Raw genomic sequence first — 26,235 nt, forward strand, 5'->3', positions numbered from 1 at the left:
TGAATATGCAAAATATTTAATTTTGCGGCTGCAAAGAAGATTTTGCGGTGGCTGGCGGTCGATTTTTATCTCGGGTAGGATCGACGCACTCGTAAAATATATTAAACAGAGGCTACAGGATGGCAAACACTCCCTACCCGCAATCCTATTACGCCGCATCGACCAATGCGGCTCCGCCGCGCCCGGCTTTGCAGGATGACGTAGAGACTGATGTCTGTGTGATCGGTGCCGGTTACACCGGCCTGTCCTCTGCCCTGTTTCTGCTGGAAAACGGTTTCCGGGTCACGGTGCTAGAAGCGGCGAAGGTAGGTTTTGGTGCGTCGGGGCGTAACGGTGGCCAGATCGTTAACAGTTACAGCCGCGACATCGATGTGATCGAGCGAAGTGTCGGTCCCAGGCAGGCTCAGTTGCTGGGGCAGATGGCGTTCGAAGGTGGGCGGATCATTCGTGAACGGGTAGCCAAATATAATATCCAGTGCGACTTGAAGGACGGAGGCGTATTCGCCGCCATTACCGCCAAGCAGATGGGACATCTGGAATCCCAGAAGCGTCTGTGGGAGCGGTTCGGTCACACGCAGCTTGAATTGATGGATCAGCGTCGCATCCGTGAAGTGGTCGCTTGCGAGCAGTACATCGGCGGCATGCTCGACATGAGCGGCGGGCACATTCATCCGCTGAACCTGGTGTTGGGCGAAGCGGCAGCTGTCGAGTCGCTGGGCGGCACCATTTATGAGCAATCGCCGGCGGTGCGCATCGAGCGCGGCGCGAGTCCGGTGGTGCATACGCCGCAGGGCAAGGTCAGGGCCAAGTTCATCATCGTTGCGGGCAATGCGTACCTCGGTAATCTGGTGCCGGAACTGGCCGCCAAATCGATGCCCTGCGGGACTCAGGTGATCACCACCGAACCCCTGGGCGACGCATTGGCCAAGAGCCTGTTGCCACAGGACTACTGCGTCGAAGACTGCAACTACCTGCTCGACTACTACCGTTTGACCGGCGACAAGCGCCTGGTCTTCGGCGGTGGCGTGGTGTATGGCGCGCGGGATCCGGCGAACATCGAGGCGATTATTCGGCCGAAGATGCTCAAGGCGTTCCCGCAGCTCAAGGACGTGAAGATCGATTACGCCTGGACCGGCAATTTTTTGCTGACCTTGTCGCGACTTCCTCAGGTCGGACGCCTGGGTGACAACATCTACTATTCCCAGGGTTGCAGCGGCCATGGCGTGACCTACACGCATTTGGCGGGCAAGGTGCTGGCCGAAGCATTACGTGGCCAGGCTGAGCGGTTTGATGCGTTTGCGGATTTGCCGCACTACCCGTTCCCTGGTGGACAACTGCTGCGGACACCGTTCGCCGCGTTAGGTGCCTGGTATTACGGGCTGCGGGATAAGTTCGGGTATTAAGCGACACCGCAATCCCCTGTGTGCGAGCCTGCTCCCACAGCGGATTGGTGCTTAGAGTCGATCCCGTGCGATGCCGCTGCGAATGCGCAGGATATCGGCAAGCACGGCGAGAGCGATTTCCGCTGGCGTCTTGCTGCCCAGGTTCAGCCCGACAGGCGCATGTATCCGCGCCAGCTCTACCTCGCCCAAACCACCTATCCGGCGCAACCGTTCAAAGCGCTTTTGCGACGTCTGCATCGACCCCATCACCCCGATGTAAAACGCCTCGGTGCGCACCGCTTCCATCATCGCCAGATCGTCGATGCGCGGATCGTGGGTCAACGCCACTACGGCGGTGTCACTGTGGCAGCCGCCGTCGGCGATGAACACCGAAGGCAGTTGACGACGAATCTCAACGTTTTCCAGCACCACGCCTTCCAGCACTTCGTCACGCGGATCACACAGAACCACCTCGAAGCCCAAGCCGACCGCGAACTCCGCGCAGGCCTGAGCGACGCTGGAATAACCCGCCAGCAGCAAGCGCTGAGCCGCGCCGATCCGCACGCGAACCCGGTCGATCTCGCGCTCGATGCGCGCGCCCTGCTCGCGGTCGGCGAACAGACTGCGCGCACCGCTGGCCAGATCGACTTCGCGGATCAGCCGACGCTGACCCAACAGCGCCGACTCCAATTCACGCAGATGCGCCTGAACCTCGCAATCGGATTCAAGCTTCTCGACCAGCACATCAAGCACGCCACCACAGGGCAGGCTTATTCGCGAACGCGGATCATCGCCTTCGCCGTAACGGACAACGCAGACTGGATCAACGAACACACTCTCGGCGACGCGCTCGAGAAAGTCTTCCTCGACGCAGCCTCCGGACAGCGAGCCAATCCATTGACCGTCCATATTCACCGCCAACAGCGAGCCCGGCGCGCGCGGCGCCGAACCGTAAGTGGCGAGCACCGTACACAGCCACAGACGCTGGCCGGCCGTCGACCATTCCAGCGCCCGGCGCACGACTTGCAGATCGAGATGCTGCATGTCAGTGCGCCTTGTGCTCGAGCGGCGGTGCATCAGCGCGTAATTTTTGCACGTCGCTCACCGCCAGATCACCCGACTGCCCGCCCCAACCCTGACGCAGATAGTTCAGCAGATCCGTGAGTTGTTCGTGGCTGAGCTTCTCGGCAAACGCCGGCATCGGCTGCATGTGTTCGAACCCGGTAAACTTCTGTTCGCCGATCCCGTCGTCGATCACTCGCACCAGGTTGCGCGGGTCTTCCAGGCGCAACGTGGTGTTGCCGCGCATGGCCACCGCAATGTGTGGTTTGCCTTCACCACCGACCGCGTGGCAACCGGCGCAGACGTTCAGGTAATCCTGACGACCACGCTGGGCACTGGCGCTCAACCTATCCAACGGCACGTCAGTCAGCACCTTCGCCGCCGGTGGCTGATCGCCGAGCAGGTAGGTCGCCATCGCCGCCAGGTCCGGGTCGCTGAGGCCTTGGGTGCTGTTGTGGAACACCGGGAACATCTCGTTGAACATCGTGCCTTGGGCGCTCATGCCGTGCTTGAGGAACGAGCTCAGGTCCTGTTGATTCCAGCCGCGCGCGGCCAGGTCATTGGCCAGCAGACTTGGCGCCAGATAGCCATTGAGTACGCCACCCGTCAGGCGCTTATCCTGCTGCATCGCGCCCGGCAAGCCGCGCGGCGTGTGGCATTCGCCGCAGTGACCGAGCACGTCGACCATGTACTGGCCGCGCTTGAAGGCTTCGCTTTTACCTTCCGTGGACGACAGTTTCATGTCCTTGCCGTAGAGCATGTTCCAACCCATCAAGCCCAGACGCACGTTGAACGGAAAGCTCAAGCTGGTGACGGGCGCGGCACGTTCAATTGGCTCGATGGTTTTCAGGTACGCATGAATCGCGTCGGAGTCTTCACGCGGCATCAAGTGATACGAGGTGTACGGCATCGCCGGGTACAGGTTTGCGCCATCGCGACGCTTGCCTTCGGTGAGCGCGGCAAAGAACTCGTCATCGTTGTAGAGGCCGATGCCATGCTTTTTGCTTGGGGTGATGTTGGTGCCGTAGATCGTGCCGAACGGCGAAACGATCGGCAGACCGCCCGCATACGGCGCGCCACCCGGTGCAGTGTGGCAGGCCATGCAATCGGCAGCGCGGGCGAGGTATTCGCCGCGTTTGACCTGATCGTCCGCGTGCGCCAGCAACACCGGCGCGGCCAGACCAACCGCCAACGCCAGGCGGGAAAGTAGATGCTTCATGCTTAACCCTCCTTGACCAGGCCGAGATCGGTCAGCACGTTTCGCGTCGCGCTGTAATAACGTACGTAACCGGTGCAGCGACAGATGTGGTGACCGAGACTGTCCTCGATGACTTTTTCCAGCTGGCTTTTGACGATGGGCTGACGCTGCAGCTTCTCGACCAGCACCGTCGCGGCGTTGACGAAACCCGGCGCGCAGTAGCTGCACTGAAAGGCGAACTCATCGACAAAGCGCTGCTGGATCGGGTTCAGCTCAGTGACTTTGCCCTCCTCGTCACGTTTCGCGTGGCCTTCGATGGTCCGCACTTTTTTGCCTTCGAAGTAATGCGCGCCGGTGATGCAGGTGCGCACTTCTTCGCTGGTGCCATCCGGGTTATCGACGATCACCACGCAGGCATGGCAGATGCCCTGACCGCAGCCCAGACGTGAGCCAGTGAGGTTTTTGTATTCGTGCAGGTAATCGATCATCGGCAGGTCATCAGGGATTTCCACCGGGCCAACGGATTCACCGTTGAGGGTCAGTTGAAGCGGGCGGTTAGCCATTGAGGGCCTCCTTGATGCGGGCAGAAGTGATAGGCAGGTCGCGAACTCGTTTACCGATGGCGTGCGCCACGGCGTTACCGATGGCACCAACCACCGGGATCATCACCACTTCGGCAATGCCCTTCGAAGGGTCACTCGGCGACAGCGGCGGCAGGATTTCAGCCGTCTGCGTCCAGACCGCTACGTGGCGCGCCATCGGCAAGCGGTAACGGTTGAAATTCCAGTCACCCTCCCCCGGGCCACCCTCGTACAGCGGCATCTCTTCCATCAACGCATGGCCGATACCCATGGCGATGCCGCCTTCGAGCTGACCTCGCACCAGTTCTTCCACCAGCACCCGACCGCACTCGACCCACGAGTGATGGTTAAGCACCTGAACTTCGGCCGAACCTTTGTTCACTTTCAGTTCCACCAGCGTTGCGACCGGGCTGTAGTAAGTCACCGCCGCGTTGTTCAACTGAGTATCGGGGTAATGCACATTCTGACGATCCAGCAGGTGGAAACCGGCGCTGGTCATCTGCGCCAGTTTCGCCTTCGGTGCGCCATCGCCGTACTTCACCGCGAGGCCATCGAGCGGCAGGCGCTCGCGGACGCCGTCGATGCTGAACTCGGCCTCGGCCCAGCTCCAGCGGTTGAAACCGTGCACGGTGGCGCCGGTCACCAGGCCTTTATCATGTGCGTGTTTCGCCAGTTGCTCGAAGCTCAACGGCTGCATGCCGTTGGCCGTGAGTTTGCCGTTGACCCAGTGCGCGTCTTCGCGGCGAACCACATACGGGTTGGCCTGGCCGCCGTAAGGGCCTTGGCCCCAGATCTGCAACGCCGCCGGCCATAAGCCGTGGTTGAACAGCACGCGGGACGCTTCACGGGTGGCGTGGCTGAAGTAGTACGCCGAATTGGTCGCCGACGAGGCTGACGCAATTTTGCCGACCCAGCGCGGGTTACGCAGAAAACCGTCTTGTTCAGCTTGGCTCATGATGTATGGATTGCCGCCGGTGATCAGCTGCAACTCCTGCCAGTCGGTCTCGCCGGTGTTCACTTCAGTGGCCGGAATGCCGATGAAATCAGCAACCACCAGCGCCTGAGACGTGGACATGCCAGTGCCGATTTCGATGCCGATGTGGCGCAGAGTCACGTGCCCTTCGGCGGTGAATTCGATGCTCGCCATCGGCGCTTCGGAACCAGTACCGAAGTCTTTCTGGCAGATGGCGAAACCGACGCCGTACCAGTTGTCCGGGTCGGCGGCTTCACGCTGTTGCTTGATCGCGTCGCGGTTTTTCCAGACCTCGTGAACTGCCGCCTTGTCGAGTATCTCGTGCAAGCGCAATGCACCGGCCGGGATCGCGCCCTGGGTGTTTTTCATACCCGAGAGCATGGCGTTCTTCTTGCGCAGGTCGATGGCGTCGATGCCGAGACGACCGGCGATTTCGTCGACCATCATCTCGGTGGAAGCCATGCTTTGCAGCGTCCCGTAACCGCGCATCGACCCGGCTTCTACGGCACGAGAATGGTACGCGGTGACCTGCAAATCGTTCTGCGGCATGTAGTAGATCGATTGCGCCGCGGTGGCGCCAACCGCTGCCACTGATGGGCTGTAGTTAACTCGTCCGCCGCCGTCGACGGTCATTTCGGCACGGAAAATCTTGAAGCTGTGATCGGTCTTGTCCACCGCCAGTTGGTAGCGGATATCGAACGGGTGACGTTTGATGCCGCTCTGGAATTGCTCATAGCGGTCGTTAGCCAGACGCACCGGAACACCAGCGCCGTATAACGCCGCGAGGGCTGCGTAGTAGACGAAAATGTTGTGGTCTTTAGAACCGTAACCCACGGTGTAACCGGGGTGCATGTTCAGGTTGTCCAGGCCGAACCGCGACGGCGCGATCATCTTGGCGGTCTCGGTCGCCGCTTCCAGTGGACACTGGGTCGCCACCACAAAATGCAGTGTTTTGGTCGCCGGATCGTACCAGCCGTTGCCGTTGTCCGGCTCCATCGCGGCCGGTTCGATTGACGGGGTTTTGTAGCGCTCGTCGAACACCAGCCAGTTGTCTGGCGGTGAGTCGATCTGCTGCTTCATGCGATCGGCGTAGAACAGCCCGCGCTCAGTCAGGTTGCCGTGCAGGTCCGGTTGCGAATTCCATACCGGACGACGGTTTTTCAGCATCGGAAACAGGATCGAATCTTTGAGGCTGGCGAACTCATCTTCGTCTGCCGAGGTCGCACCGCCGACGCGCACGTAGCGGAAGCTGCCGTAAGGATCGGCTTCGTAGTAAGGAACCTGGGCGCCGTAACGAATCGCTTTGTCGTTGAATTTGAGTTTGGCCTTGGCCTGGCGGAAGCGTTCGAAATCGTTCCAGATCAGAATCGCGACCGGGTGACCGATAAACATCGGCACCTTGCCTTCGGGCAGCAGCGGATCCGGCGCGTGCTCCTCCGGGAAGACGATGCCGTCCTTTTCCAGATCGGCGGCGGTGACGATGCGGTCCGGCTGCAAGTCAGCGCCGAGCCACGACAGGTCAACACCTGCGTAGATGCGGTCGGCCTTGGTGATCTTCAGCAACATGGCGTGGCCTTGCTGCTCGGGCCAGCCCGGCATGTCCTTGGCACGGATGTCGCGGGCAAAGACTTTGCCGCCGCAGACCTTCGACAAGGCATCGTTACGCGAACGCGCCTTGCCGTTGTTGCCGAGCCATTGCTCGGACGGCACGGTTACGCTGTTTTCCATCAAGGCAGCCAGCGCCTGACTGCTGAGCGGTGTCAGCGTGACGCTCACGCCCGCTACCAGCCCACCCTGAAGAAACGAACGCCGGGATATATCACGGTTGGACATGGATCATCCTCTGGGCGGTTATGGGCTCGCCCTTTTGGTTATGTACTGGAAATCTAGAGTATTGCAGAAACCCTTTTTGACGATGCGAAGGGCTGTGTTGACAGTTTAAAGCTGACCTAGTGGTTAACTTTATAGGTTTCTGCGCTTGTCGCAAACAACCAGTTACAAAAATCTGACCGAAGAATCAAATCACAGCGGCGTTGCGCCGCAGAGGATGACCGTGCCCGGGAACGATCCTGCTAGCTCCCGGGCACTGATTTCAGAAGTCGACAGTCGCCGACAGGAGGTAAGTCCGCGGGGTCGAGAGCGTCAGCCCCGGCGCGCTGTCATCCGAGGCACCGGCCGAACTCCAGTAGCGCTTATCCGCCACGTTTTCGATATTGCCGCGCAGGGTGATGGTCTTTTCGTCGACCCTGAACGCATAACGCGCACCCACGTCAAAACGCTCCCACGAGTCGATTTGCTTGTTATTGGACTGATCCAGAAACTGCGAGCTGGAGTAGATGCCGCGACTGGTCAGCGTCAGGCCCTGAACGGTCGGCACGTCCCACTCGGCGCCCAGATTGACGTTGTATTTAGGCGTCGCAGGTGCGCGGTTGCCGTCGAAGGTGCCGTTGGTGGTATTCGTCAACTCGCTATCGATATACATGACGCCACCGAGCAGACGGAAGCCCTGAATCGGCTCACCGAACACGCTCACTTCCACTCCATCGTTTTGACGCTTGCCGTTCGGACCAAATACCCGCGTGGTCGCGTTGGTCTCATACGCCGGTTGCTTGATCCGGAATACCGCCGCGGTCACCGCGAACGCACCCGCGTCATACTTGGCGCCGACCTCGATCTGGCGACTGATGAACGGCGGGAATATCTCGTCCTCATTCACCGAGGTCGACGGCGCGATCTTGCCCTGGCTCAAGCCTTCCATGTAGTTGGCGTACAGCGACAGCTTATCGGTGGCTTTGAACAGGATGCCGCCCGACGGCGAAACCTTTTCTTCGTCATAAGCGGTGTCGCCTTTGACATCATTCGACCAGTCGTCGACTTTCACGCGCTGCCAGCGGGCGCCGAGGGTCAGCAGCAACCGGTCATCGAAGAAACCCAGGGTGTCGGACAACGCCACACCACTGAAGCGGTTTTCGGTATAGACCTTTGAATCGAGTCGCGTGGGTCGGCCGGGGGTGGGCGTTTCCACCGGGTCGTAAAGGTTGCTCGGGACCCCGGCATAACGTGCACCACCGTTTTCGAAATCCATGTAGAAGTAGCTCGCCGCCAGATTGACCTCATGGCTCACGGGGCCGGTATGAAACCAGTTGCGCACACCCGCCGTGGCCGTCCGGACATTTTCGTCGCGGGTGAAGTCACGGGGCAGAACGCGGAAATCGCCAGCATCGTTGGTGACCGCAACGGCATGACGCAGGAAGTCATGATTGCTTTTGCGCGCGCCAACACCGCCGTACAGCATGACCGAATCGCTGACATCGAATTCGCCGCTCACCGTGCCGAACGTATCGTTGGTACTCGCTTTGCTCCAGGGTTGCGCGTAGTTGTGGCGAACATCATTTGCATGCGGAACCTGCGCGTTGGTGCCAACCTGCACGCGCTCCTGCGGGGCGTCGGTATCGCGCTCGGTGCGCCCGATGTCCGCCGAAAGCCGTAGGCGTTCACCCCGAAAATCCAGGCCCAGTATGGCCATTTCGCGGTCGATACGCTGGTGGTCCCATTCGGTATCGCCGGACTGCTTCACGCCGTTGAAACGAATGCCGAACTTGTTGTCTTCGCCGAAACGCCGCCCCACATCCACGGCACCGCCGACCTGACTGTCGGAGGCATAGCTGCCGGTGAACGAGGTGATGGGCGAGTCGGTCGCGCGCTTGGGCACGACGTTGATGCCACCACCCACACTGCCCCGTGGCGAGATGCCATTGATTAGCTGGCTCGGGCCTTTGAGGATGTCGACGCGGTCGGCCATTTCCATGTCGATCGTGTAGGTCGGCAGCACGCCGTAGAGACCGTTGTAGGAAACATCGCTATTGAACAGGCTGAGCCCGCGAATGGTGAACTGCTCATATCGCCCACCCGCCGGGTTGGTGACGCGAACCGAGGGATCGCTGGCGACCAGGTCGCCCAAAGTGCGAGCTTGCAGGTTCTCAATGGCTTCGCTGGTGTAGGTGGTGATGCTGAACGGCGTGTCCATGAAGTCGTTGGAGCCGAGCAAGCCTTGCGAACCGCGACGCGCTATTTGACCGCCGGCATACACGGGATCATCCGCGCCGCTGGTGGCGCCGAGAATCGAAGTCGGGGCCAGTTGCAGGCTGCTGCCGTCCGGCGCCGGGGTCAGGATGTAAGCCTGCTTACCCACCGGTTGCAGTTGCAGACCGGAACCCTGCAATAACCGGGCAAAGCCCTCCCCCACCGCGAACTCACCGAACAGACCGGCGCTGCTGCGACCGCTTACCAGCGCCGGGTCAACCGATAGATTGACCCCGGCCAGACCGGCAAAACGGGTCAGCGCATCGCTCAGGCTACCGGCCGGCACCTGATAACTGCGCCGGGCACTGTCTTCAGCCCAACTGGCGGGAATAAACAACGGACTGGCGCTCAGGCTGACCAACAGGCTCAGGCGCAACAACGGACGCAAACTGAAAGGCGTGACTACAGGCATTGAAGAAGCTCTCTTGATTCGTTCACATGCCTTGAATGACCAGCGAGACGAAAAAAGGGGACAGGCTTCACACACTATTTTTGCGCGACATCAACGTGACCCAATAACGGGTTCGAGAATGCACCTCCAGCGGCAGGCTGGCTGCCAGCAGTGCCAGCACGCGGTCGGTGTCTTCGAGGCGGAAACTGCCAGTGACTCGCAACGCTTCCAGCGCGGGCTCCCAACGCAGCACGCCCGGACGGTAAGTGCTGAGTTCGCGCAGGAAATCACCCAATGGCTGATCGTTGGCCATCAGCACACCCTCACGCCAACCTGGAGCCAGCGCGTCGAAAAGACTGATCGCGCTGGCGCCCGAGGCTTGAAGGTTGGTCTGCTGGCCCCTGCGCAAGATCAACGACGGCCCCTGCAAGGGCTGCAATTGCACAGCACCGTTGTAGACCGAAACCCGGTAACCGTTCGTTTCTTGACGAACACAGACCTCGCTTTGACTGACGAGAATCTGACCGAACCGGGTCTGAACTGTCAGCGGTGCTGCGCCCCGCACCTTCAGCGACATTTCGCCTTCGATAAGTTTCAGTCGACGGCTCTGCAAATCGACATCAACGGCGCTGGCTGTATTGAGCTGCAAGGAACTGCCATCGGCGAGCTGCACTTTTTCGCGCTCGCCAGTGGCGGTGTGCAGGTCGGCCCGCCAGACCTCCAGCGGCAACTGTCGACTGATCAGCCACGCTGCCGGCACCAACGCCACCGCACCCAAGGCACGCTTGAGCACCACTCGCCGCCCTGGCTCGGGGCGATCCAGACTTTTGAGCGCCAACGTGGACGGCAGATCGGCAAAACGCTGACGCAAGGCTTGAGCCTTTTGCCAGGCATGCTCGTGACTGGCGCTGCTATCGCGCCAGCGTTGCAGATTCGCCCGATCCTGCTCGTTGGCATGACCAGACTCCAGCAAGGCGAGCCACTGCGCCGCAGCACGCACGACCTGACGGGCATCGTGTGTCAGGCTGCTCACAGGTCTACCAACAGGCAATGCTCGTATGCTTGCGCCATGTAGCGTTTGACCGTGCGCTCTGAAACCTTCAATCGCTCGGCAATTTGCTGATACGTGAGGCCTTCGAGCTGACTCCAGAGAAAGGCGCGACGCACCACCCCCGGCAATCCATCGAGCAGTTCATCCAGGGCTTGCAGGGTTTCCAGCAGCAGCCAGCGCGTCTCGGGCGATGGCGCGCACTCTTCGGGCATCGACGCCAGCGCTGCGAGATAGGCTTGCTCGAGGGTACGACGCTGGTAGAAATTGCTCAGCAGGCGCTTGCCCACGGTTAGTAAATAGGCACGGGGTTCTTGCAGGTCGGCAATCCGCTGGGAACTGGCGAGTAATCGCAGAAACGTATCCTGGCTCAGGTCCGCCGCATCACAGCCGTTGCTCATTCGCCTTCTCAACCAACTTTCCAGCCAGCCACGGTGATCGCGGTACAGGTCGTGGAAGGTTTGCTGCTTCGGCATCGCTGCATCACTCATCTCAAGAAGCCCTGTGCCTAGGAATTATCATAAATGAGAGTGATTCTAATTAATGTCGGCGCGATGAAGGAAGTCCTTTATGCGTCGGCTGAGCAGCAAGGGTGGATTGGCAGGACGCCAGCAGCGGAAAAACCAAATTTCAGACACAAAAAACCCCGGTCTTTCGACCAGGGTCTTTGCTATCGACTCAAAGTAGCCAGCGGCTTTCTTTGTAGCTTCAAGGCGTTCAGCGGGCCTTGAAGCAGATATGGCGCAGCGGACGGGACTCGAACCCGCGACCCCCGGCGTGACAGGCCGGTATTCTAACCGACTGAACTACCGCTGCGTATCGCTTTGGACTTGCGTCCAAGTAACTCGTCTGATTGGAAGCTTCGAGGCTTTCAATCTCGAACCAGAATAAATCCTGACTCGGAAAATATGGCGCAGCGGACGGGACTCGAACCCGCGACCCCCGGCGTGACAGGCCGGTATTCTAACCGACTGAACTACCGCTGCGCGTCGGTGGAGGCTTTTAAAAGCTTCCATCTTGCTTTCGCAAGACTCTCGGAAGTGGTGGGTGATGACGGGATCGAACCGCCGACATTCTGCTTGTAAGGCAGACGCTCTCCCAGCTGAGCTAATCACCCGTTTGCATCTCCGAGGCCGCGAAATTTACGCAGGTACCGAAGCTAAGTCAATACCCCGCTTGAAGTTTTTCTGAAAAAGACAAAATCATGTCATTTTCTGCAGCGCTGCCCACGGCCGCCTGCAACCTCAAGCCGCCGCTGTCACGGCCCCTGCTCGAATTACTCGCTGTAAATCATCTTCTTGGTCATGCCGCCATCGACCACGAACTCCTGGCCCGTGACAAAACCGGCGTTCTTCGACAACAGCCAGGCGACCATCGCCGCCACGTCCTCGACCGTCCCTACCCTGCCCGCCGGATGCTGGGCATGATCGGCATCGGTCAGAGGTTCGGCACGACGTACGGAGGGATCTCGCGCATCGATCCAGCCGGGACTGACCGCATTGACGCGGACTTCCGGCCCGAGGCTGATCGCCAAGGCATGAGTCAGGGCCAGCAGGCCGCCCTTGCTCGCCGCATAAGCCTCGGTGTCGGGTTCCGACTGCCCGGCGCGGGTCGAGGCCAGGTTAACGATCGCGCCGCTGTGAGCACGCAGGTAAGGCGCACAGTGCTTGGCCAACAGCATCGGCCCACTGAGATTCACCGCCAGCACCCGATTCCAGTACGCCAGATCAAGGCTTTCAAGGGGGATGTTGTGCGGATCGGCAATCGCCGCGTTGCACACCAGCGCATCCAGGCGCCCGAACTGCCCCAGCACTTCGGCGACGCCCAATGCCACCTGCCCTTCGCTCGAGACGTCCATGGCGATGAACCAGGCGTTGTCGCCAAGCACCTTCGCCACTTTCGAACCGCGTACTCGATCAAGATCAGTCAGCACCACCTGCCAGCCTTCGCTGATCAGCCAGGCCGAAATCCCCAGACCAATGCCTCGCGCGGCACCCGTGACCAGTGCAACCCGGCCGTTGGTGCCAGTGCTTGGCGTGAACAACTCGATCACAAGGCAGCCAACCCACGTGCCAGGTCGGCTTGCAGGTCGGCCACGTCTTCCAGACCGACCGCGATGCGGATCAGGCTGTCACGAATGCCCGCTGCTTCACGCTCTTGTGGCGCCAGACGGCCGTGAGAGGTGGTGCTTGGGTGCGTAATAGTGGTCTTGGTGTCGCCGAGGTTGGCGGTGATGGAAATCAGACGGGTCGCGTCGATAAAGCGCCAGGCGCCCTCTTTGCCGCCCTTGACCTCGAAACTCACGACCGCCCCAAATCCTTTCTGCTGACGCAGGGCCAACTCATGCTGCGGGTGACTTTTGAGACCCGCGTAGTGGACTTTCTCGATACCGTCCTGCTGCTCCAGCCATTCGGCCAGTTGCTGGGCATTGGCACAGTGAGCCTTCATACGTAGGCTCAAGGTTTCCAGGCCCTTGAGGAAAATCCAGGCGTTGAACGGGCTCAGGGTCGGCCCGGCAGTCCGCAGGAAACCGACAACTTCTTTCATCTGTTCGCTGCGACCGGCCACAACACCGCCCATGCAACGGCCTTGGCCATCGATGAACTTGGTCGCCGAATGCACGACGATGTCCGCCCCCATCTTCAGCGGCTGCTGCAATGCCGGGGTGCAAAAACAGTTGTCGACCACCAGCATCGCGCCTTTGGCGTGCGCGACTTTCGACAACTGGGCGATGTCCACCAGCTCGGCCAGAGGATTAGATGGCGATTCGACGAATAGCAGTTTGGTATTGGCCTTGATCGCCGCATCCCAACCGGACAAGTCAGCCAGAGGCACGTAATCGACTTCGATACCGAAGCGCTTGAAATACTTCTCGAACAGACTGATGGTAGAGCCGAACACGCTGCGCGACACCAGTACGTGATCGCCGGCGCTGCACAGGCTCATCACCACCGCCATGATCGCGGCCATGCCGGTCGCTGTGGCCACCGCTTGCTCGGCGCTTTCCAGCGCGGCAATGCGCTCTTCGAACGCACGCACGGTCGGGTTGGTGTAGCGCGAATAAACATTGCCCGGCACTTCACCGGCAAAGCGTGCGGCCGCGTCGGCGGCGGTACGGAATACGTAGCTGGAAGTGAAGAACATCGGATCACCGTGTTCGCCTTCCGGCGTACGGTGCTGACCGGCGCGTACGGCCAGGGTATCGAACGCTACGCCTTCGAGGTCGCTGTCCAGCCGACCGGCATCCCAATCCTGACTCATGCTGTCACTCCTTGCCCCGTTTTCTTTAAATAAGAATTCTTTTAGTCGATACAAAACCGGCCCCAAGGGGCCGGTAGTTACTCAGTTGTTATACAGATCAATGATCGCACTGACTGCCTGCGTCTTGACCTTGGAGGAATCGTTACGTGCCTGCTCGATCTTGTTCAGATAAGCCTCGTCGACGTCGCCAGTGACGTACTGGCCGTCGAACACCGCGCAATCGAATTTCTCGATCTTGATCTTGCCGCCACCGACCGCTTCGATCAAGTCAGGCAAGTCCTGATAGATCAGCCAGTCGGCGCCGATCAGATCAGCCACATCCTGGGTCGAACGGTTGTGCGCGATCAACTCGTGAGCGCTCGGCATGTCGATGCCGTAAACGTTCGGGTAACGAACAGCCGGTGCCGCGGAGCAGAAGTAGACGTTCTTGGCGCCGGCTTCGCGGGCCATCTGGATGATCTGCTTGCAGGTGGTGCCGCGGACGATGGAGTCGTCCACCAGCATCACGTTCTTGCCGCGGAATTCCAGCTCGATAGCGTTGAGCTTCTGGCGTACGGATTTTTTCCGTGCAGCCTGGCCTGGCATGATGAAGGTCCGGCCGATGTAGCGGTTCTTCACGAATCCTTCACGGAACTTGACGCCCAAGTGGTTCGCCAACTCCAGGGCCGCGGTGCGGCTGGTGTCCGGAATCGGGATGACCACGTCGATATCGTGATCCGGACGCTCGCGCAGAATCTTCTCAGCGAGTTTCTCACCCATGCGCAGGCGTGCCTTATAAACCGAAACGCCGTCGATGATCGAGTCCGGACGCGCCAGATAGACGTGTTCGAAGATACACGGGGTCAAGGACGGGTTGATCGCACACTGGCGGGTGTGCAGCTTGCCGTCTTCAGTGATGTAGACCGCTTCGCCCGGAGCCAGGTCGCGAATCAGGGTGAATCCGAGTACGTCCAGGGAAACGCTTTCGGAAGCGATCATGTACTCGACGCCTTCGTCGGTGTGACGCTGACCGAAGACGATCGGACGGATGCCGTGCGGGTCGCGAAAACCGACGATGCCGTAACCGGTTACCATCGCCACAACCGCGTAACCACCGACGCAACGGTTATGCACGTCAGTAACAGCGGCGAACACGTCCTCTTCGGTTGGCTGCAACTTGCCGCGCTGGGCCAGTTCGTGAGCGAACACGTTGAGCAGCACTTCCGAATCGGAGTTGGTGTTGACGTGGCGCAGGTCAGATTCGTAAATCTCCTTGGCCAACTGTTCAACGTTGGTCAGGTTACCGTTGTGCGCCAGGGTGATGCCGTAAGGCGAGTTGACGTAAAACGGTTGGGCTTCGGCTGAAGTCGAACTGCCCGCGGTCGGGTAACGCACATGGCCAATACCCATGTGGCCGACCAGGCGCTGCATGTGACGTTGGTGGAACACGTCACGCACCAGGCCATTGTCCTTGCGCAGGAATAACCGGCCATCATGGCTGGTCACGATACCGGCAGCGTCCTGGCCGCGGTGCTGGAGGACGGTTAGCGCGTCATACAGCGCCTGATTGACGTTCGACTTACCGACGATACCGACGATGCCACACATGCGACGCAACCCCTACTTAATGGATCTGAACTGAACACAACTCACTGAGGCGTTTTGGCCATCGGCAAGAGGTGCTCCTTGAACGGTATCTCAGCGGGTACGCTGATACCGCTGGCAAGCCACTGACTGCTCCACCCGAGAATCAGGTTTTTGGACCAATCTGCAACCAATAGAAATTTTGGCACGAGCTGTGACTCTTGCCACCACCCGTCCTGCTGTACCGGGCCCAGACTCAACAGCCCGACCGCCACGACCACCAGCAACACGCCACGCGCGGCGCCGAAGGCCATGCCGAGAAATCGATCAGTCCCGGATAGCCCGGTGACGCGAACCAATTCGCCGATAAGATAATTGATCATTGCGCCTACGATTAACGTGGCGACAAACATGATGGCACAGCCTGTGATCACACGGGCCGACGGCGTTTGGATGTATCCGGCGAGGTACTCGGACAATGAACCACCGAACATCCAGGCGACGACTCCTGCGATGATCCAGGTCACCAGCGACAGTGCTTCTTTGACGAAGCCGCGGCTCAGACTGATCAATGCGGAGATGGCGACGATTGCAACGATCGCCCAGTCAACCCAGGTAAATGGCACAGTGCAGCCTACAGACGGATAAGGCGGCGCATTTTAGCAGAGCCCATGCTTATCGGTAAGCTGCGATTGTCAGTGCATTTCAAATCGAGGCGATAGTTTTAGCCTTATCGAAACCGCACCCGCACGTGTAGCGGCTGGCGAAGCCTGCGTTCGGCTGCACAGCAGCCGTAAAATCAGGCAATTCGGTCTCGGCTGCTTCGCAGAGCCGACTGACGATTCGTTAGCCACGCTCAGGCTGGAAACGCAGCACAAAACCCTTGAGGTTCTGCTGGCGGCTCAACAAGTCACGCAGACGATCAGCTTCTGCCCGCTCGATCAGCGGCCCAACAAACACCCGATTTTTGCCGTCGACACTACGAATGTAGGCGTTGTAGCCCTGACTGCGCAGAGATTTCTGCAGGCTTTCTGCACCTGCACGGCTCGACAGGCTGGCCAGTTGCACCGACCAACTGACCGACAGGCCATTGGCATCGACGCGGCTTTGAGTCGTGTCCGGCTTGCCCGGTGCAGCCGTGATCGGTTGGGTAGGCGCTGTCGCAGGCTTGGCGACCGGAACAGGAGCCGCCGGTTTGGCGGCCGAGGCACTTGGGGCAATCGGCGTGGACGATGCTTCTTGCTGAGCGATTTCATCATCACTCGGCACAGGCTCTTGAGGCAGCGTTTGCGGCTCAGGCACCACCACCGGCTCGACCTGAACTTGCGGCACCGCAGGCGCTTGCGGTGCAGCCGGGGCTTCAACCGTCACTTGACGCTGCTCATCCTCACGGGAAAACAGCATCGGCAGGAAAATCACCGCCAGCGCTACCAGAACCAGAGCGCCAACCATGCGCTGTTTGTATGCCTTATCCAGCAATGCCATTTGCCGCTTCCTCCGTGGAGCGCCGGGCCAACCATTCAAGGGCCTCGGCAACACAATAAAATGATCCAAACAACAGAATCTCGTCGTCGCTCGTCGCCAGCGCGCACTGCCCTTCCAGGGCGGCGGCCACGCTGTCATAGGACGTTACCAAGGCGCCAAGGCTCTGCAACGCCGCATGCAAATCGGCAACCGGGCGTGCTCGCAGTGAGTCCAGCGGCGCGACGGCCCAATGCTGGACACTAGCATTCAATTCACCGACAACACCATCCAGATCCTTGTCTGCCAGCAATCCGAACACCGCAAGACGCTTGCCGGCCGGTGGACGACTGGCCAGACGGCGAGCCAGATACTCTGCGGCGTGGGGGTTATGCCCCACATCCAGCAACAGGTTCAGGCGTTTGCCCTGCCAGTCAAACTGACGACGATCGAGGCGACCGACCACCCGAGTGGCTTTCAGCGCAGTAATAATGCGTGCATCCACCCAAGGCAACCCGAGCAACAGGTAAGCCTGCAACGCCAATGCGGCGTTCTCCATCGGCAGATCGAGCAATGGCAGATCATGCAGCTCGACCACTCGCCCCTGAGCGTCAAGCCCGCGCCATTGCCAGTTGTGATCGGTGATGCCGAGGTCGAAATCGCGCCCTCGCAGGATAAACGGGCAATTGAGCTCGCGCGCTTTATCCAGCAGGGGTTGTGGAGGATTCAGGTCACCACAGAGCGCGGGCGCGCCCTGACGGAAAATGCCGGCCTTTTCGAACGCTACGGATTCACGGCTATCACCCAGATAATCCGCGTGATCGACACCGATGCTGGTGACCAGCGCAATATCGGCATCGACCACATTGACGGTGTCCAGACGCCCGCCCAGCCCGACTTCCAGCACCACTGCATCGAGACTGGCGTGTTGAAACAGCCAGAACGCCGCAAGGGTGCCCATTTCGAAGTACGTCAGGGATATGTCGCCACGACCCGCCTCGACCGCAGCAAAGGCTTCGCACAGCTCGACGTCAGTGGCTTCGACGCCATTGACCTGCACCCGCTCGTTGTAACGCAGCAGGTGCGGAGAATTGTAGACACCGACGCTCAGGCCTTGCGCGCGCAGCAACGAAGCCACGAATGCGCAAGTAGAACCTTTGCCATTGGTGCCGGTGACCGTGATCACCCGAGGCGCCGGCTTGCCCAGCCCCATGCGGGACGCTACCTGTTGCGAGCGCTCCAGGCCCATGTCGATGGCCGAAGGGTGCAACTGCTCAAGGTAGGCGAGCCACTCACCAAGGGTACGTTCGATCATATGTTGGCGGGGACCGGTGGAACCACGATTGGCTCGACTGGTGCGGCGACGAATTCCGGCGTCGGCAGGCCCATCATTTGTGCCAGCAGATTGCCCAGGCGCGGACGCAGTTCCTGGCGGTGAATGATCATGTCGATCGCACCGTGTTCCAGCAAAAACTCGCTGCGCTGGAAGCCTTCTGGCAGTTTTTCACGCACGGTCTGCTCGATCACGCGAGGGCCAGCGAAGCCGATCAGGGCTTTCGGCTCGCCGACAATCACGTCGCCGAGCATCGCCAGACTGGCGGAAACACCGCCGTAGACCGGGTCGGTCAGTACAGAGATGAACGGAATGCCATCTTCACGCAGACGCGCCAGCACCGCGGAGGTCTTGGCCATTTGCATCAGAGAGATCAGCGCTTCCTGCATCCGCGCACCACCAGAAGCGGCGAAGCAGATCATCGGGCAGCGGTTTTCCAGCGCGTAGTTGGCGGCGCGAACAAAACGCTCACCCACGATGGCGCCCATCGACCCCCCCATGAAGGAGAATTCGAAGGCCGAAACCACTACCGGCATGCCCAACAGGGTGCCGCTCATGGAAATCAGCGCGTCTTTTTCGCCGGTCTGCTTCTGCGCAGCGGTCAGGCGATCCTTATACTTCTTGCCGTCGCGGAACTTCAGACGGTCAACCGGCTCCAGGTCCGCACCCAGTTCGGCACGGCCTTCAGCGTCGAGGAAGATGTCGATACGGGCGCGAGCGCCGATACGCATGTGGTGGTTGCACTTGGGGCAAACGTCCAGGGTTTTTTCCAGCTCCGGACGATACAGCACAGCCTCGCAAGACGGGCATTTGTGCCACAGACCTTCAGGCACCGAGCTCTTCTTGACCTCGGAACGCATGATCGAAGGGATCAGTTTGTCTACTAACCAGTTGCTCATGCTTTCTTTCTCCAGTACCGGCGGCCCGAACGCTCTGGTTCGCAGCCCCGCGTATGCCCTTGAGCTAAATTCATGTGTGTGGCGATGATCGATGGATTGCCGGATCAGCTAAACGTGACCTGCGTACACCCCAAAAACCCTCAGCCATGCCTGTGGACGGCGGCAGTGTGCCAGCCGTCACATCAGCTATTGCGTACCGCTTTAATGAATGCCTGAATTTTTGCGTGATCCTTGATGCCCTTGCTCGCCTCCACCCCACCGCTGACGTCCACGGCATAAGGCCGAACCCTTGCAATCGCCTCGGCGACGTTGTCCGGCGTCAAGCCACCCGCCAGAATGATCGGTTTGCTCAAGCCTTGTGGTATCAGAGACCAGTCAAACGCTTCACCGGTTCCGCCGGGTATGCCTTCAACGTAGGCGTCGAGCAGGATACCGCTGGCGCCTGGAAACGCCTCGCATGCAGCCGCGATATCGTCACCGGCCTTGACCCGCAGCGCCTTGATGTACGGACGGTGCCAGCCCTCGCATTCGGCCACGGTTTCGTCGCCGTGGAACTGCAACAGGTCAAGCGGCACGGCGTCGAGGATTTCCCCCAACTCGCAGCGGCTGGCGTTGACGAACAAGCCCACGGTGGTCACGAACGGCGGCAACGCCTCGATGATCGAACGCGCCTGCAGAAACGTCACGGCCCGAGGGCTTTTGGCGTAGAACACAAATCCGATCGCATCAGCCCCGGCCTCAACCGCCGCCAACGCATCTTCTAAGCGGGTAACCCCACAAATCTTGCTGCGAACGGCCGACATGTCGATAGAACCCCAAGGTAAACCCGAGAAAGTCCCGGATGGTAACAAAAGCGTTCGAGGGCGTCAGCCGTCAAGTTCCGAGAAGCCGGTCAGGAAGTGCGGCCCGATGTAACGCTCGGGCAATTCGAACTCGTCACGGTACTCGACCTGTACCAGGTACAGGCCGTACGGATGCGCCGTCACCCCACCGGAACGGCGAATGCGGCTCTCCAGCACTTCTTTCATCCACTCCACCGGGCGCTCGCCGGCACCGATGGTCATCAGCACGCCAGCAATGTTGCGCACCATGTGGTGCAGGAAGGCGCTGGCGCGGATGTCCAGCACGATCATCTTGCCGTGGCGCGTGACGCGCAGGTGATGCAGCTCCTTGATCGGCGACTTGGCCTGACACTGGCCGGCACGGAAAGCGCTGAAGTCGTGGGTTCCAACCAGGTACTGCGCCGCCTCGGCCATGCGCTCGACGTCCAGCGGACGGTGGTTCCAGGTGATTTCTTCGTTCAGGTGCGCCGGGCGTATCTGATCGTTGTAGATCACGTAGCGATACCGCCGGGCAATGGCCTTGAACCGCGCATGAAAATGCGCCGGCATGACCTTGGCCCAACTGACACTGACGTCGTGAGGCAAGTTGATATTGGCGCCCATGACCCAGGCTTTCATCGACCGCTCGACCTGAGTATCGAAATGCACCACCTGACCGCACGCATGCACACCGGCATCCGTACGCCCGGCGCAGAGCAGCGACACGGGTGAATCGGCGACTTTGGACAAGGCCTTTTCGAGCGTTTCCTGCACGGTGAGTACACCGCAAGCCTGGCGCTGCCAGCCGCGATAGCGCGAGCCTTTGTATTCAACGCCTAACGCGATCCGGAAAAAGCCGTCGGCCACCATTTCGGCGACCGGATTATCTATATTTGCCAAGGAGTGACAGCCTGCTGATGTACGCAAAGGCGGGCATTATAAGGCCGCCGGACCGGGACGCCAGTGGCGCGTGTTGTTTGTGCCCTGCCGGGGCGGGTTGACTGCCGTCGACTGAAACAAAAACGGCAGCCTCAATGGGCTGCCGTTTTGTTTACACCTGAGCGATCAATCAAGCCAGACGAGAAAGCATTTCCTTGGCTTCGCTCTTCTGACCGTCGTCACCCTCGGTCACCACCTCATTGAGGATGTCCCGGGCGCCATCGGCGTCGCCCATGTCGATGTAGGCCTGGGCCAGATCGAGTTTGGTCGCGACTTCATCGGTGCCGGAAAGAAAATCGAATTCCGGCTCGTCAGCTGCGGAGGCCATGGCGTCTTCCGCCGTAAAGCTCGGCTGGCCAAGACTCGGGGACAGACGATCCAGTTCGGCGTTGACGTCATCCAGCTCGGATGCAAACGCGTCCGGAGCCTCTGGCGCGTCCATTTCGTCAGCCAGCGACAGGTCGAAATCGGCTGGCAGCTCCAGATCGTCCAGCGCAACCTCGGGAACAGCCGGCGCGTCGGCGACAGGCAAGTCCAGGTCCTTGACGCCTTCATCCAGGCTCAACAGGAAGTCGTCTTCGGCCAGGGTCGCCGGCGAGGCATCCCCACCCAGATCCATATCCAGGTCGAAGTCCGACAGGTCATCGAGGTTTTCCTTGATGTCGGTCTGCTGCTGCAACACCGACTCGAAGCTCAAGTCGTCGTCCAGCGGGAATTCGTCCAGCTCAGCCACGGACACTGACTCTGCTTCTGGTTCTGGTGCAACCACTGCCGGAGCGGCGGATTCCAGATCTTCCAAGTTCAAATCGAAGGCACTGTCTAAGTCATCAGACGCTGCTGGCGCCGGCGTTTCAGGCTCGTCCAGCAGCAGATCCTGGACGTATTGCGCGTCCAGTTCAGCAGCGATCGCTGCGGCTGCGATACCACCGGCTGCGGCAATGACCATGGCCGGGAAGCGGCTCTTGAGTTTTTCGACTTGAGCAAAGTTGTCACCGTTGGCCACCAGTTGGCGTTCCTGGGCAACGAATGCATCGCGGTCGCCTTGCTGACCATAGACTTCCATCAGCTTGAGGCGCAGATCACTGCGTTGCGGCGCTTGCTTGATCCCATCTTCCAGCAAGGCAGCCGCCTGATTCAGTCGACCGGCAGTGATGTGCGACTGCGCCTTGCTCAATACGTCGTCATCGTGCTCGCCAGCAGGTGAAACCAATGGAGCAGCGATCGGCGGCGTGACCACAACCGGAGCAATCACCGGAGCCGGAGCGGGTGCAGGCGCCGGGGTTGGCGCGGTAGCGAGCTTCACGCTCGGCGGCGGCACTTCCAGGTCTTCGAAGATGCTTTTTGGCAGGTCGAGTTCAGCGGAGAACGCCTGTTCCTCGGACAAGTCACGGGCCATGCGCAAATGCTTCTCGGCTTCTTGCTGGGCTTTGCGGCGACGCGCCAGCAACAGCAGCAGGAACAGCACCACCACGGCGCCGCCACCTGCCAGACCCAGCAGCCACGGATTAGTCAGCAGTTCTTTGAATTGCTGATCGTCGGATGCTGCTGGCGTCGGCTCGACAGGCTGCTCGACTGGCGCCGCAGTGGCCTCAGGCGCAGGACTGGCCGCCAGTTCGGCTGACATTGCCGGAGCGGTCGCACCGGGTGCCGGCGCACCCGTCGCACCTTCAGCCTGCAACTTGGCCAGTTGGTTGTTCTTCAGTTCGATCAGACGTTGCAGCTTGTCCAGCTGACTTTGCAGATCGGTCATGCGGCTTTTGAGTTCAGCATTGTCACGACGGGTCGTGTCGAGGCTTTCCTGGGTCACGGCCAGCTTGTTGCTCAAATTCTTGGCATCACCCGCAGCGCCTTTACCACCTGCCTTGCCGGACTCGGCGGAGACCAGGCTCAGCTTGTCCGTCGCCGCTTGCGACGAAGGGCCGTCACCGCGAACGCGTTTGGTGGCATCGAGCTGCTGCTGCCCGGTCCCGGGCTTCGCCACGTAACGACGCCCCTGACGCCACGCGGTGTTCTGCGCGGAAACTTCGGCAATGGCTTTTGGTTGCGGCAGGCTGGTGCTCTGCGCCTGATCCGGCAGACGCAGCACCTGACCGGCTTTCATCCGGTTGATGTTGCCGTCGATAAAGGCATCCGGATTCAACGCCTGGATAGCCAGCATGGTTTGCTGGACCGAGCCGCCATTGCGCGCCTTCGCAGCGATTTCCCATAGGGTATCGCGCGGCGCGGTGGTGTATTGGGCTGGATTGGTGGCACCGGTCACCGGTGCGGTGACGGTTTGCGTCGGTGCAGGCTGCGCAGCCGCATCGGCGGTTTGCGGCGAGAATTTGGACGGGTCGAGCAGCATGCTGTAATCGCGCAGCAGACGGCCGTTGGGCCACATCACCTGAACCAGGAATTTCACCATGGGTTCGGAGAGTGGTTTGCTGGATGTCACACGCAGGATGCTTTTGCCGCTGGCGTTGAGCACCGGGGTAAAGGTCAGGTCATTGAGAAACGCCTGGCGGTCGACACCGGCCTTGGCGAAATCTTCCGGCGAAGCCAGGCTCGGCACCACTTCGGCAGCGGTGAGGTCCTTGACGTCGAGCAACTCGATTTCTGCCACCAAGGGCTGGTTCAGCGTCGACTTCAGGGTCAATTCCCCGAGCCCGAGGGCATGCGCCATACCGGAGGACAGCGCCGAGGCGGCCGCTATTGCTAACACCAGTTTGCGAACTTGAACCATAGCCTCATCCTTTGTTTGAACATTCCTCGGCCAGCGAGAAGGTGTTGATAGTCGCTGCCGTAAGGCATTGCGCGCGGCGGCGAAGAGTCGTCGCGCGCGATCATTTCAGTCATGCCACGCAAAGCTCCCGAGGGAGCCCGCCTTCAGCAATCCGGCCAAGCATAGCGCCCAGCTGGATTCATTCGACAAATTGTTGCCAAGTATCTTTTACAGCCGGTCTTTTATCAACAATTCAGCCACCTGCACAGCATTGAGCGCTGCGCCTTTGCGTACGTTATCTGACGTCAGCCACAAATTAAGTTCCGACAGGTCGTCGATCCCGTTGCGAACCCGACCAACGTAGACCTCGTCTTGCCCTACCGCATCGCCTACCGGCGTCGGATAATCGCCGGCTTCCACCAACTCGATACCGGGCGCGTCTTCCAGGGCGGCGATGACTTTTACCAGGTCGATGTCGCTTGACGACTGCAAGGTCACGTTAAAGCTATCGCCAAAAAACACCGGGGCTTGAATGCAAGCGACGGAAATCTTTAATAAAGGCAGCGCCATGACCTGACGCAGTTCGCGTACCAGGCGTTTTTCCAGCAGTGTGTGACCCTGATCATCAGGCTTGCCCACTTGCGCCAGCAGGTTGAAGGCCATCTGCCGATCAAAGAAGGTCGGCTCCAGTGGACGCACGTTGAGCAGCTCGGCCGTTTGCCGCGCCAGCTCGGTGACGGCTTCGCGCCCCTGGGCGGAGACGGCCAGGCTGGCGGTCAAATTGATGCGTTGCAGGTCGAGCAAACCGAGCAACGGCGCCAGCACTACCGCCAGTGTGGTGGCTGAAGGGCTTGGACTGCTGACCTGGAACGGCATTTTCAAACCGGCCAGCACCTGCGCGTTGGCTTCAGGCACGATTTGTGGCGCCTGATCAGCCGGCAAGGCGCCGGACAAGTCAATCAGCGAGCAACCGGCGGCCGTGGCACGCGAAGCAAAACTGAGGGTCACCGCAGGGCCGGCCGCGAAGAACACCAGTTGGACTTTACTAAAGTCGAACTCATCGACTTCCCGCACCCGCACGTTCTTGCCGCGAAACGGCACCGAATGGCCGGCCGATTCGCTGCTGGCGAGCAGGTGCAAATTGCCGACCGGGAAGTCGCGCTCTTCGAGAATCTGCACGAGCGTTTCGCCGACAGTACCGGTGGCGCCGATCACGGCAATATCAAAGGACTGGCTCATGGTTCTACCTCTGGCGAAACGGGGGGAGCGGCACTTTACCGGGTGGTTGGCGCACAGGCAATTCACGGCCCATCCTGATCGTTCCCACGCCGCGCGGGAACGATCGGCGGGAACAAAAAACCCGCACCTCTTTCAAGGCACGGGTTCGTTCATTACTTTAACCGATCAACGCTCAAGCAGAATCCGCAGCATGCGACGCAGCGGTTCGGCCGCGCCCCACAGCAGTTGATCGCCAACGGTGAACGCGCCCAGGTACTGGGTGCCCATGTTCAGCTTGCGCAGACGGCCAACCGGTACGTTCAGGGTGCCGGTGACTTTTGTCGGGCTCAATTCCTGAATACTGGCTTCGCGACTATTCGGTACCAGTTTGACCCAAGGGTTGTGCTGGCTGATCAGCCCTTCGATGTCGGCGATCGGCACGTCTTTGTTCAACTTGATGGTCAGCGCCTGGCTGTGGCAACGCATGGCGCCGATACGCACGCAGATACCATCGACCGGGATCGGGTTCTTGAAACGACCAAGGACCTTGTTGGTCTCGGCCTGGGCCTTCCACTCTTCACGGCTCTGACCGTTTGGCAGTTCCTTGTCGATCCAGGGGATCAGGCTGCCGGCCAGCGGTACGCCGAAGTTTTCGGTCGGGTACGCGTCGCTGCGCATGGCTTCGGCCACACGGCGGTCGATGTCGAGGATCGCGCTGGCCGGGTCGGCCAGTTGATCGGCGACCGCGGCGTGGGTCGCGCCCATTTGCTTGATCAGTTCGCGCATGTTCTGCGCGCCGGCACCGGAGGCCGCCTGATAGGTCATGGCGCTCATCCACTCGACCAAACCAGCTTCGAACAGACCGCCCAGGCCCATCAGCATCAGGCTGACGGTGCAGTTGCCGCCGATGTAGTTCTTGGTGCCCGCGTCGAGCTGCTGGTCGATGACCTTGCGGTTCACCGGGTCCAGCACGATCACCGCGTCATCCTGCATGCGCAGGCTGGAAGCGGCGTCGATCCAGTAACCCTGCCAGCCGGCTTCACGCAGCTTCGGGAAGACTTCGCTGGTGTAGTCGCCACCCTGGCAGGTCAGAATCACGTCGAGGGTTTTCAGCTCATCAATGCTGTAAGCGTCCTTGAGCGGAGCAATGTCCTTGCCCACGGACGGGCCTTGGCCACCGACATTGGAAGTGGTGAAAAACACCGGCTCAATAAGATCGAAATCCTGCTCTTCCAGCATCCGCTGCATGAGCACGGAACCGACCATACCGCGCCAACCGATCAGACCTACACGTTTCATCGCAACTACACCTTTTTTAAAA

General features: G+C 60.2%; 20 protein-coding genes and 3 tRNA genes. 1 reads left to right on the forward strand and 22 read right to left on the reverse strand.

Translation table 11 applies throughout. The features are described from left to right. Positions 1-119 precede the first annotated feature (119 nt). A complete protein-coding gene (locus tag ACXPVS_RS25060; RefSeq protein ID WP_458512294.1) occupies positions 120-1,403 on the forward strand; it encodes an NAD(P)/FAD-dependent oxidoreductase in 1,284 nt (427 codons plus the stop codon). A 51-nt stretch (positions 1,404-1,454) separates the two neighbouring features. On the opposite strand, the gene ACXPVS_RS25065 is transcribed toward ACXPVS_RS25060, so the two are convergent. From ACXPVS_RS25065 to asd, 22 genes are all read right to left on the reverse strand, one after another. Continuing rightward, on the reverse strand, positions 1,455-2,426 hold the full coding sequence (locus tag ACXPVS_RS25065) for an XdhC family protein (protein WP_458512295.1): 972 nt from the start codon (positions 2,424-2,426) through the stop codon (positions 1,455-1,457). A gap of 1 nt (position 2,427) precedes the next feature. Then, entirely contained in the window at positions 2,428-3,663 is a 1,236-nt protein-coding gene (locus tag ACXPVS_RS25070) for a c-type cytochrome (RefSeq protein ID WP_458512296.1), read from the reverse strand. Positions 3,664-3,665: 2 nt separating this feature from the next. Beyond that, on the reverse strand, positions 3,666-4,205 hold the full coding sequence (locus ACXPVS_RS25075) for a (2Fe-2S)-binding protein (protein ID WP_458512297.1): 540 nt from the start codon (positions 4,203-4,205) through the stop codon (positions 3,666-3,668). After that, positions 4,198-7,029, reverse strand: coding sequence for a xanthine dehydrogenase family protein molybdopterin-binding subunit (locus tag ACXPVS_RS25080; protein WP_458512298.1), 2,832 nt, complete (start codon positions 7,027-7,029; stop codon positions 4,198-4,200). The genes ACXPVS_RS25075 and ACXPVS_RS25080 overlap by 8 nt, the downstream gene beginning before the upstream one ends. A gap of 259 nt (positions 7,030-7,288) precedes the next feature. Continuing rightward, the gene (locus ACXPVS_RS25085; protein ID WP_458512299.1) at positions 7,289-9,691 is read right to left on the reverse strand and encodes a TonB-dependent siderophore receptor; all 2,403 of its coding nucleotides are present in this window, start codon (positions 9,689-9,691) and stop codon (positions 7,289-7,291) included. A gap of 67 nt (positions 9,692-9,758) precedes the next feature. Next, on the reverse strand, positions 9,759-10,703 hold the full coding sequence (locus ACXPVS_RS25090) for a FecR domain-containing protein (protein ID WP_458512300.1): 945 nt from the start codon (positions 10,701-10,703) through the stop codon (positions 9,759-9,761). Continuing rightward, positions 10,700-11,209, reverse strand: coding sequence for a sigma-70 family RNA polymerase sigma factor (locus tag ACXPVS_RS25095; protein ID WP_458512301.1), 510 nt, complete (start codon positions 11,207-11,209; stop codon positions 10,700-10,702). The genes ACXPVS_RS25090 and ACXPVS_RS25095 overlap by 4 nt, the downstream gene beginning before the upstream one ends. 248 nt (positions 11,210-11,457) lie before the next feature. Continuing rightward, positions 11,458-11,534, reverse strand: a tRNA-Asp gene (locus ACXPVS_RS25100). Between the two features lie 93 nt (positions 11,535-11,627). Beyond that, positions 11,628-11,704, reverse strand: a tRNA-Asp gene (locus ACXPVS_RS25105). 55 nt (positions 11,705-11,759) lie between these two features. Continuing rightward, positions 11,760-11,835 (reverse strand) — tRNA-Val (locus ACXPVS_RS25110). Between the two features lie 159 nt (positions 11,836-11,994). Beyond that, positions 11,995-12,771 (reverse strand): SDR family oxidoreductase, encoded by a 777-nt coding sequence (locus ACXPVS_RS25115; RefSeq protein ID WP_458512302.1) that lies wholly within the window; start codon positions 12,769-12,771, stop codon positions 11,995-11,997. Continuing rightward, positions 12,768-13,979, reverse strand: a complete 1,212-nt coding sequence (locus ACXPVS_RS25120; RefSeq protein ID WP_458512303.1) for an O-succinylhomoserine sulfhydrylase — start codon at positions 13,977-13,979, stop codon at positions 12,768-12,770. Before ACXPVS_RS25120 ends, ACXPVS_RS25115 begins: the two co-directional genes overlap by 4 nt. Before the next feature lie 81 nt (positions 13,980-14,060). Beyond that, positions 14,061-15,566, reverse strand: a complete 1,506-nt coding sequence (gene purF / locus ACXPVS_RS25125) for an amidophosphoribosyltransferase (protein WP_458512304.1) — start codon at positions 15,564-15,566, stop codon at positions 14,061-14,063. A 41-nt stretch (positions 15,567-15,607) separates the two neighbouring features. After that, positions 15,608-16,168, reverse strand: coding sequence for a CvpA family protein (locus ACXPVS_RS25130; RefSeq protein ID WP_074875247.1), 561 nt, complete (start codon positions 16,166-16,168; stop codon positions 15,608-15,610). Between the two features lie 220 nt (positions 16,169-16,388). Next, a complete protein-coding gene (locus ACXPVS_RS25135; protein ID WP_458512305.1) occupies positions 16,389-17,027 on the reverse strand; it encodes an SPOR domain-containing protein in 639 nt (212 codons plus the stop codon). Then, positions 17,011-18,318, reverse strand: a complete 1,308-nt coding sequence (gene folC / locus ACXPVS_RS25140) for a bifunctional tetrahydrofolate synthase/dihydrofolate synthase (RefSeq protein ID WP_458512306.1) — start codon at positions 18,316-18,318, stop codon at positions 17,011-17,013. The genes ACXPVS_RS25135 and folC overlap by 17 nt, the downstream gene beginning before the upstream one ends. Then, positions 18,315-19,235: an acetyl-CoA carboxylase, carboxyltransferase subunit beta gene (gene accD, locus ACXPVS_RS25145; RefSeq protein ID WP_458512307.1), complete on the reverse strand. Its 921-nt coding sequence runs from the start codon at positions 19,233-19,235 to the stop codon at positions 18,315-18,317. Before accD ends, folC begins: the two co-directional genes overlap by 4 nt. 182 nt (positions 19,236-19,417) lie before the next feature. Next, a complete protein-coding gene (locus tag ACXPVS_RS25150) occupies positions 19,418-20,038 on the reverse strand; it encodes a phosphoribosylanthranilate isomerase (protein ID WP_458512308.1) in 621 nt (206 codons plus the stop codon). A 63-nt stretch (positions 20,039-20,101) separates the two neighbouring features. Beyond that, on the reverse strand, positions 20,102-20,926 hold the full coding sequence (truA, locus tag ACXPVS_RS25155; RefSeq protein WP_140679896.1) for a tRNA pseudouridine(38-40) synthase TruA: 825 nt from the start codon (positions 20,924-20,926) through the stop codon (positions 20,102-20,104). A 199-nt stretch (positions 20,927-21,125) separates the two neighbouring features. Further along, positions 21,126-23,717, reverse strand: coding sequence for a FimV/HubP family polar landmark protein (locus ACXPVS_RS25160; protein WP_458512309.1), 2,592 nt, complete (start codon positions 23,715-23,717; stop codon positions 21,126-21,128). Between the two features lie 207 nt (positions 23,718-23,924). Beyond that, positions 23,925-24,935: an aspartate-semialdehyde dehydrogenase gene (locus ACXPVS_RS25165; protein ID WP_458512310.1), complete on the reverse strand. Its 1,011-nt coding sequence runs from the start codon at positions 24,933-24,935 to the stop codon at positions 23,925-23,927. A gap of 165 nt (positions 24,936-25,100) precedes the next feature. Next, complete coding sequence (asd, locus tag ACXPVS_RS25170; RefSeq protein ID WP_458512311.1) at positions 25,101-26,213, reverse strand: aspartate-semialdehyde dehydrogenase; 1,113 nt, start codon at positions 26,211-26,213, stop codon at positions 25,101-25,103. Positions 26,214-26,235: the final 22 nt, after the last annotated feature.

It is taken from the genome of Pseudomonas sp. Ma2-10 (genome assembly GCF_054330215.1).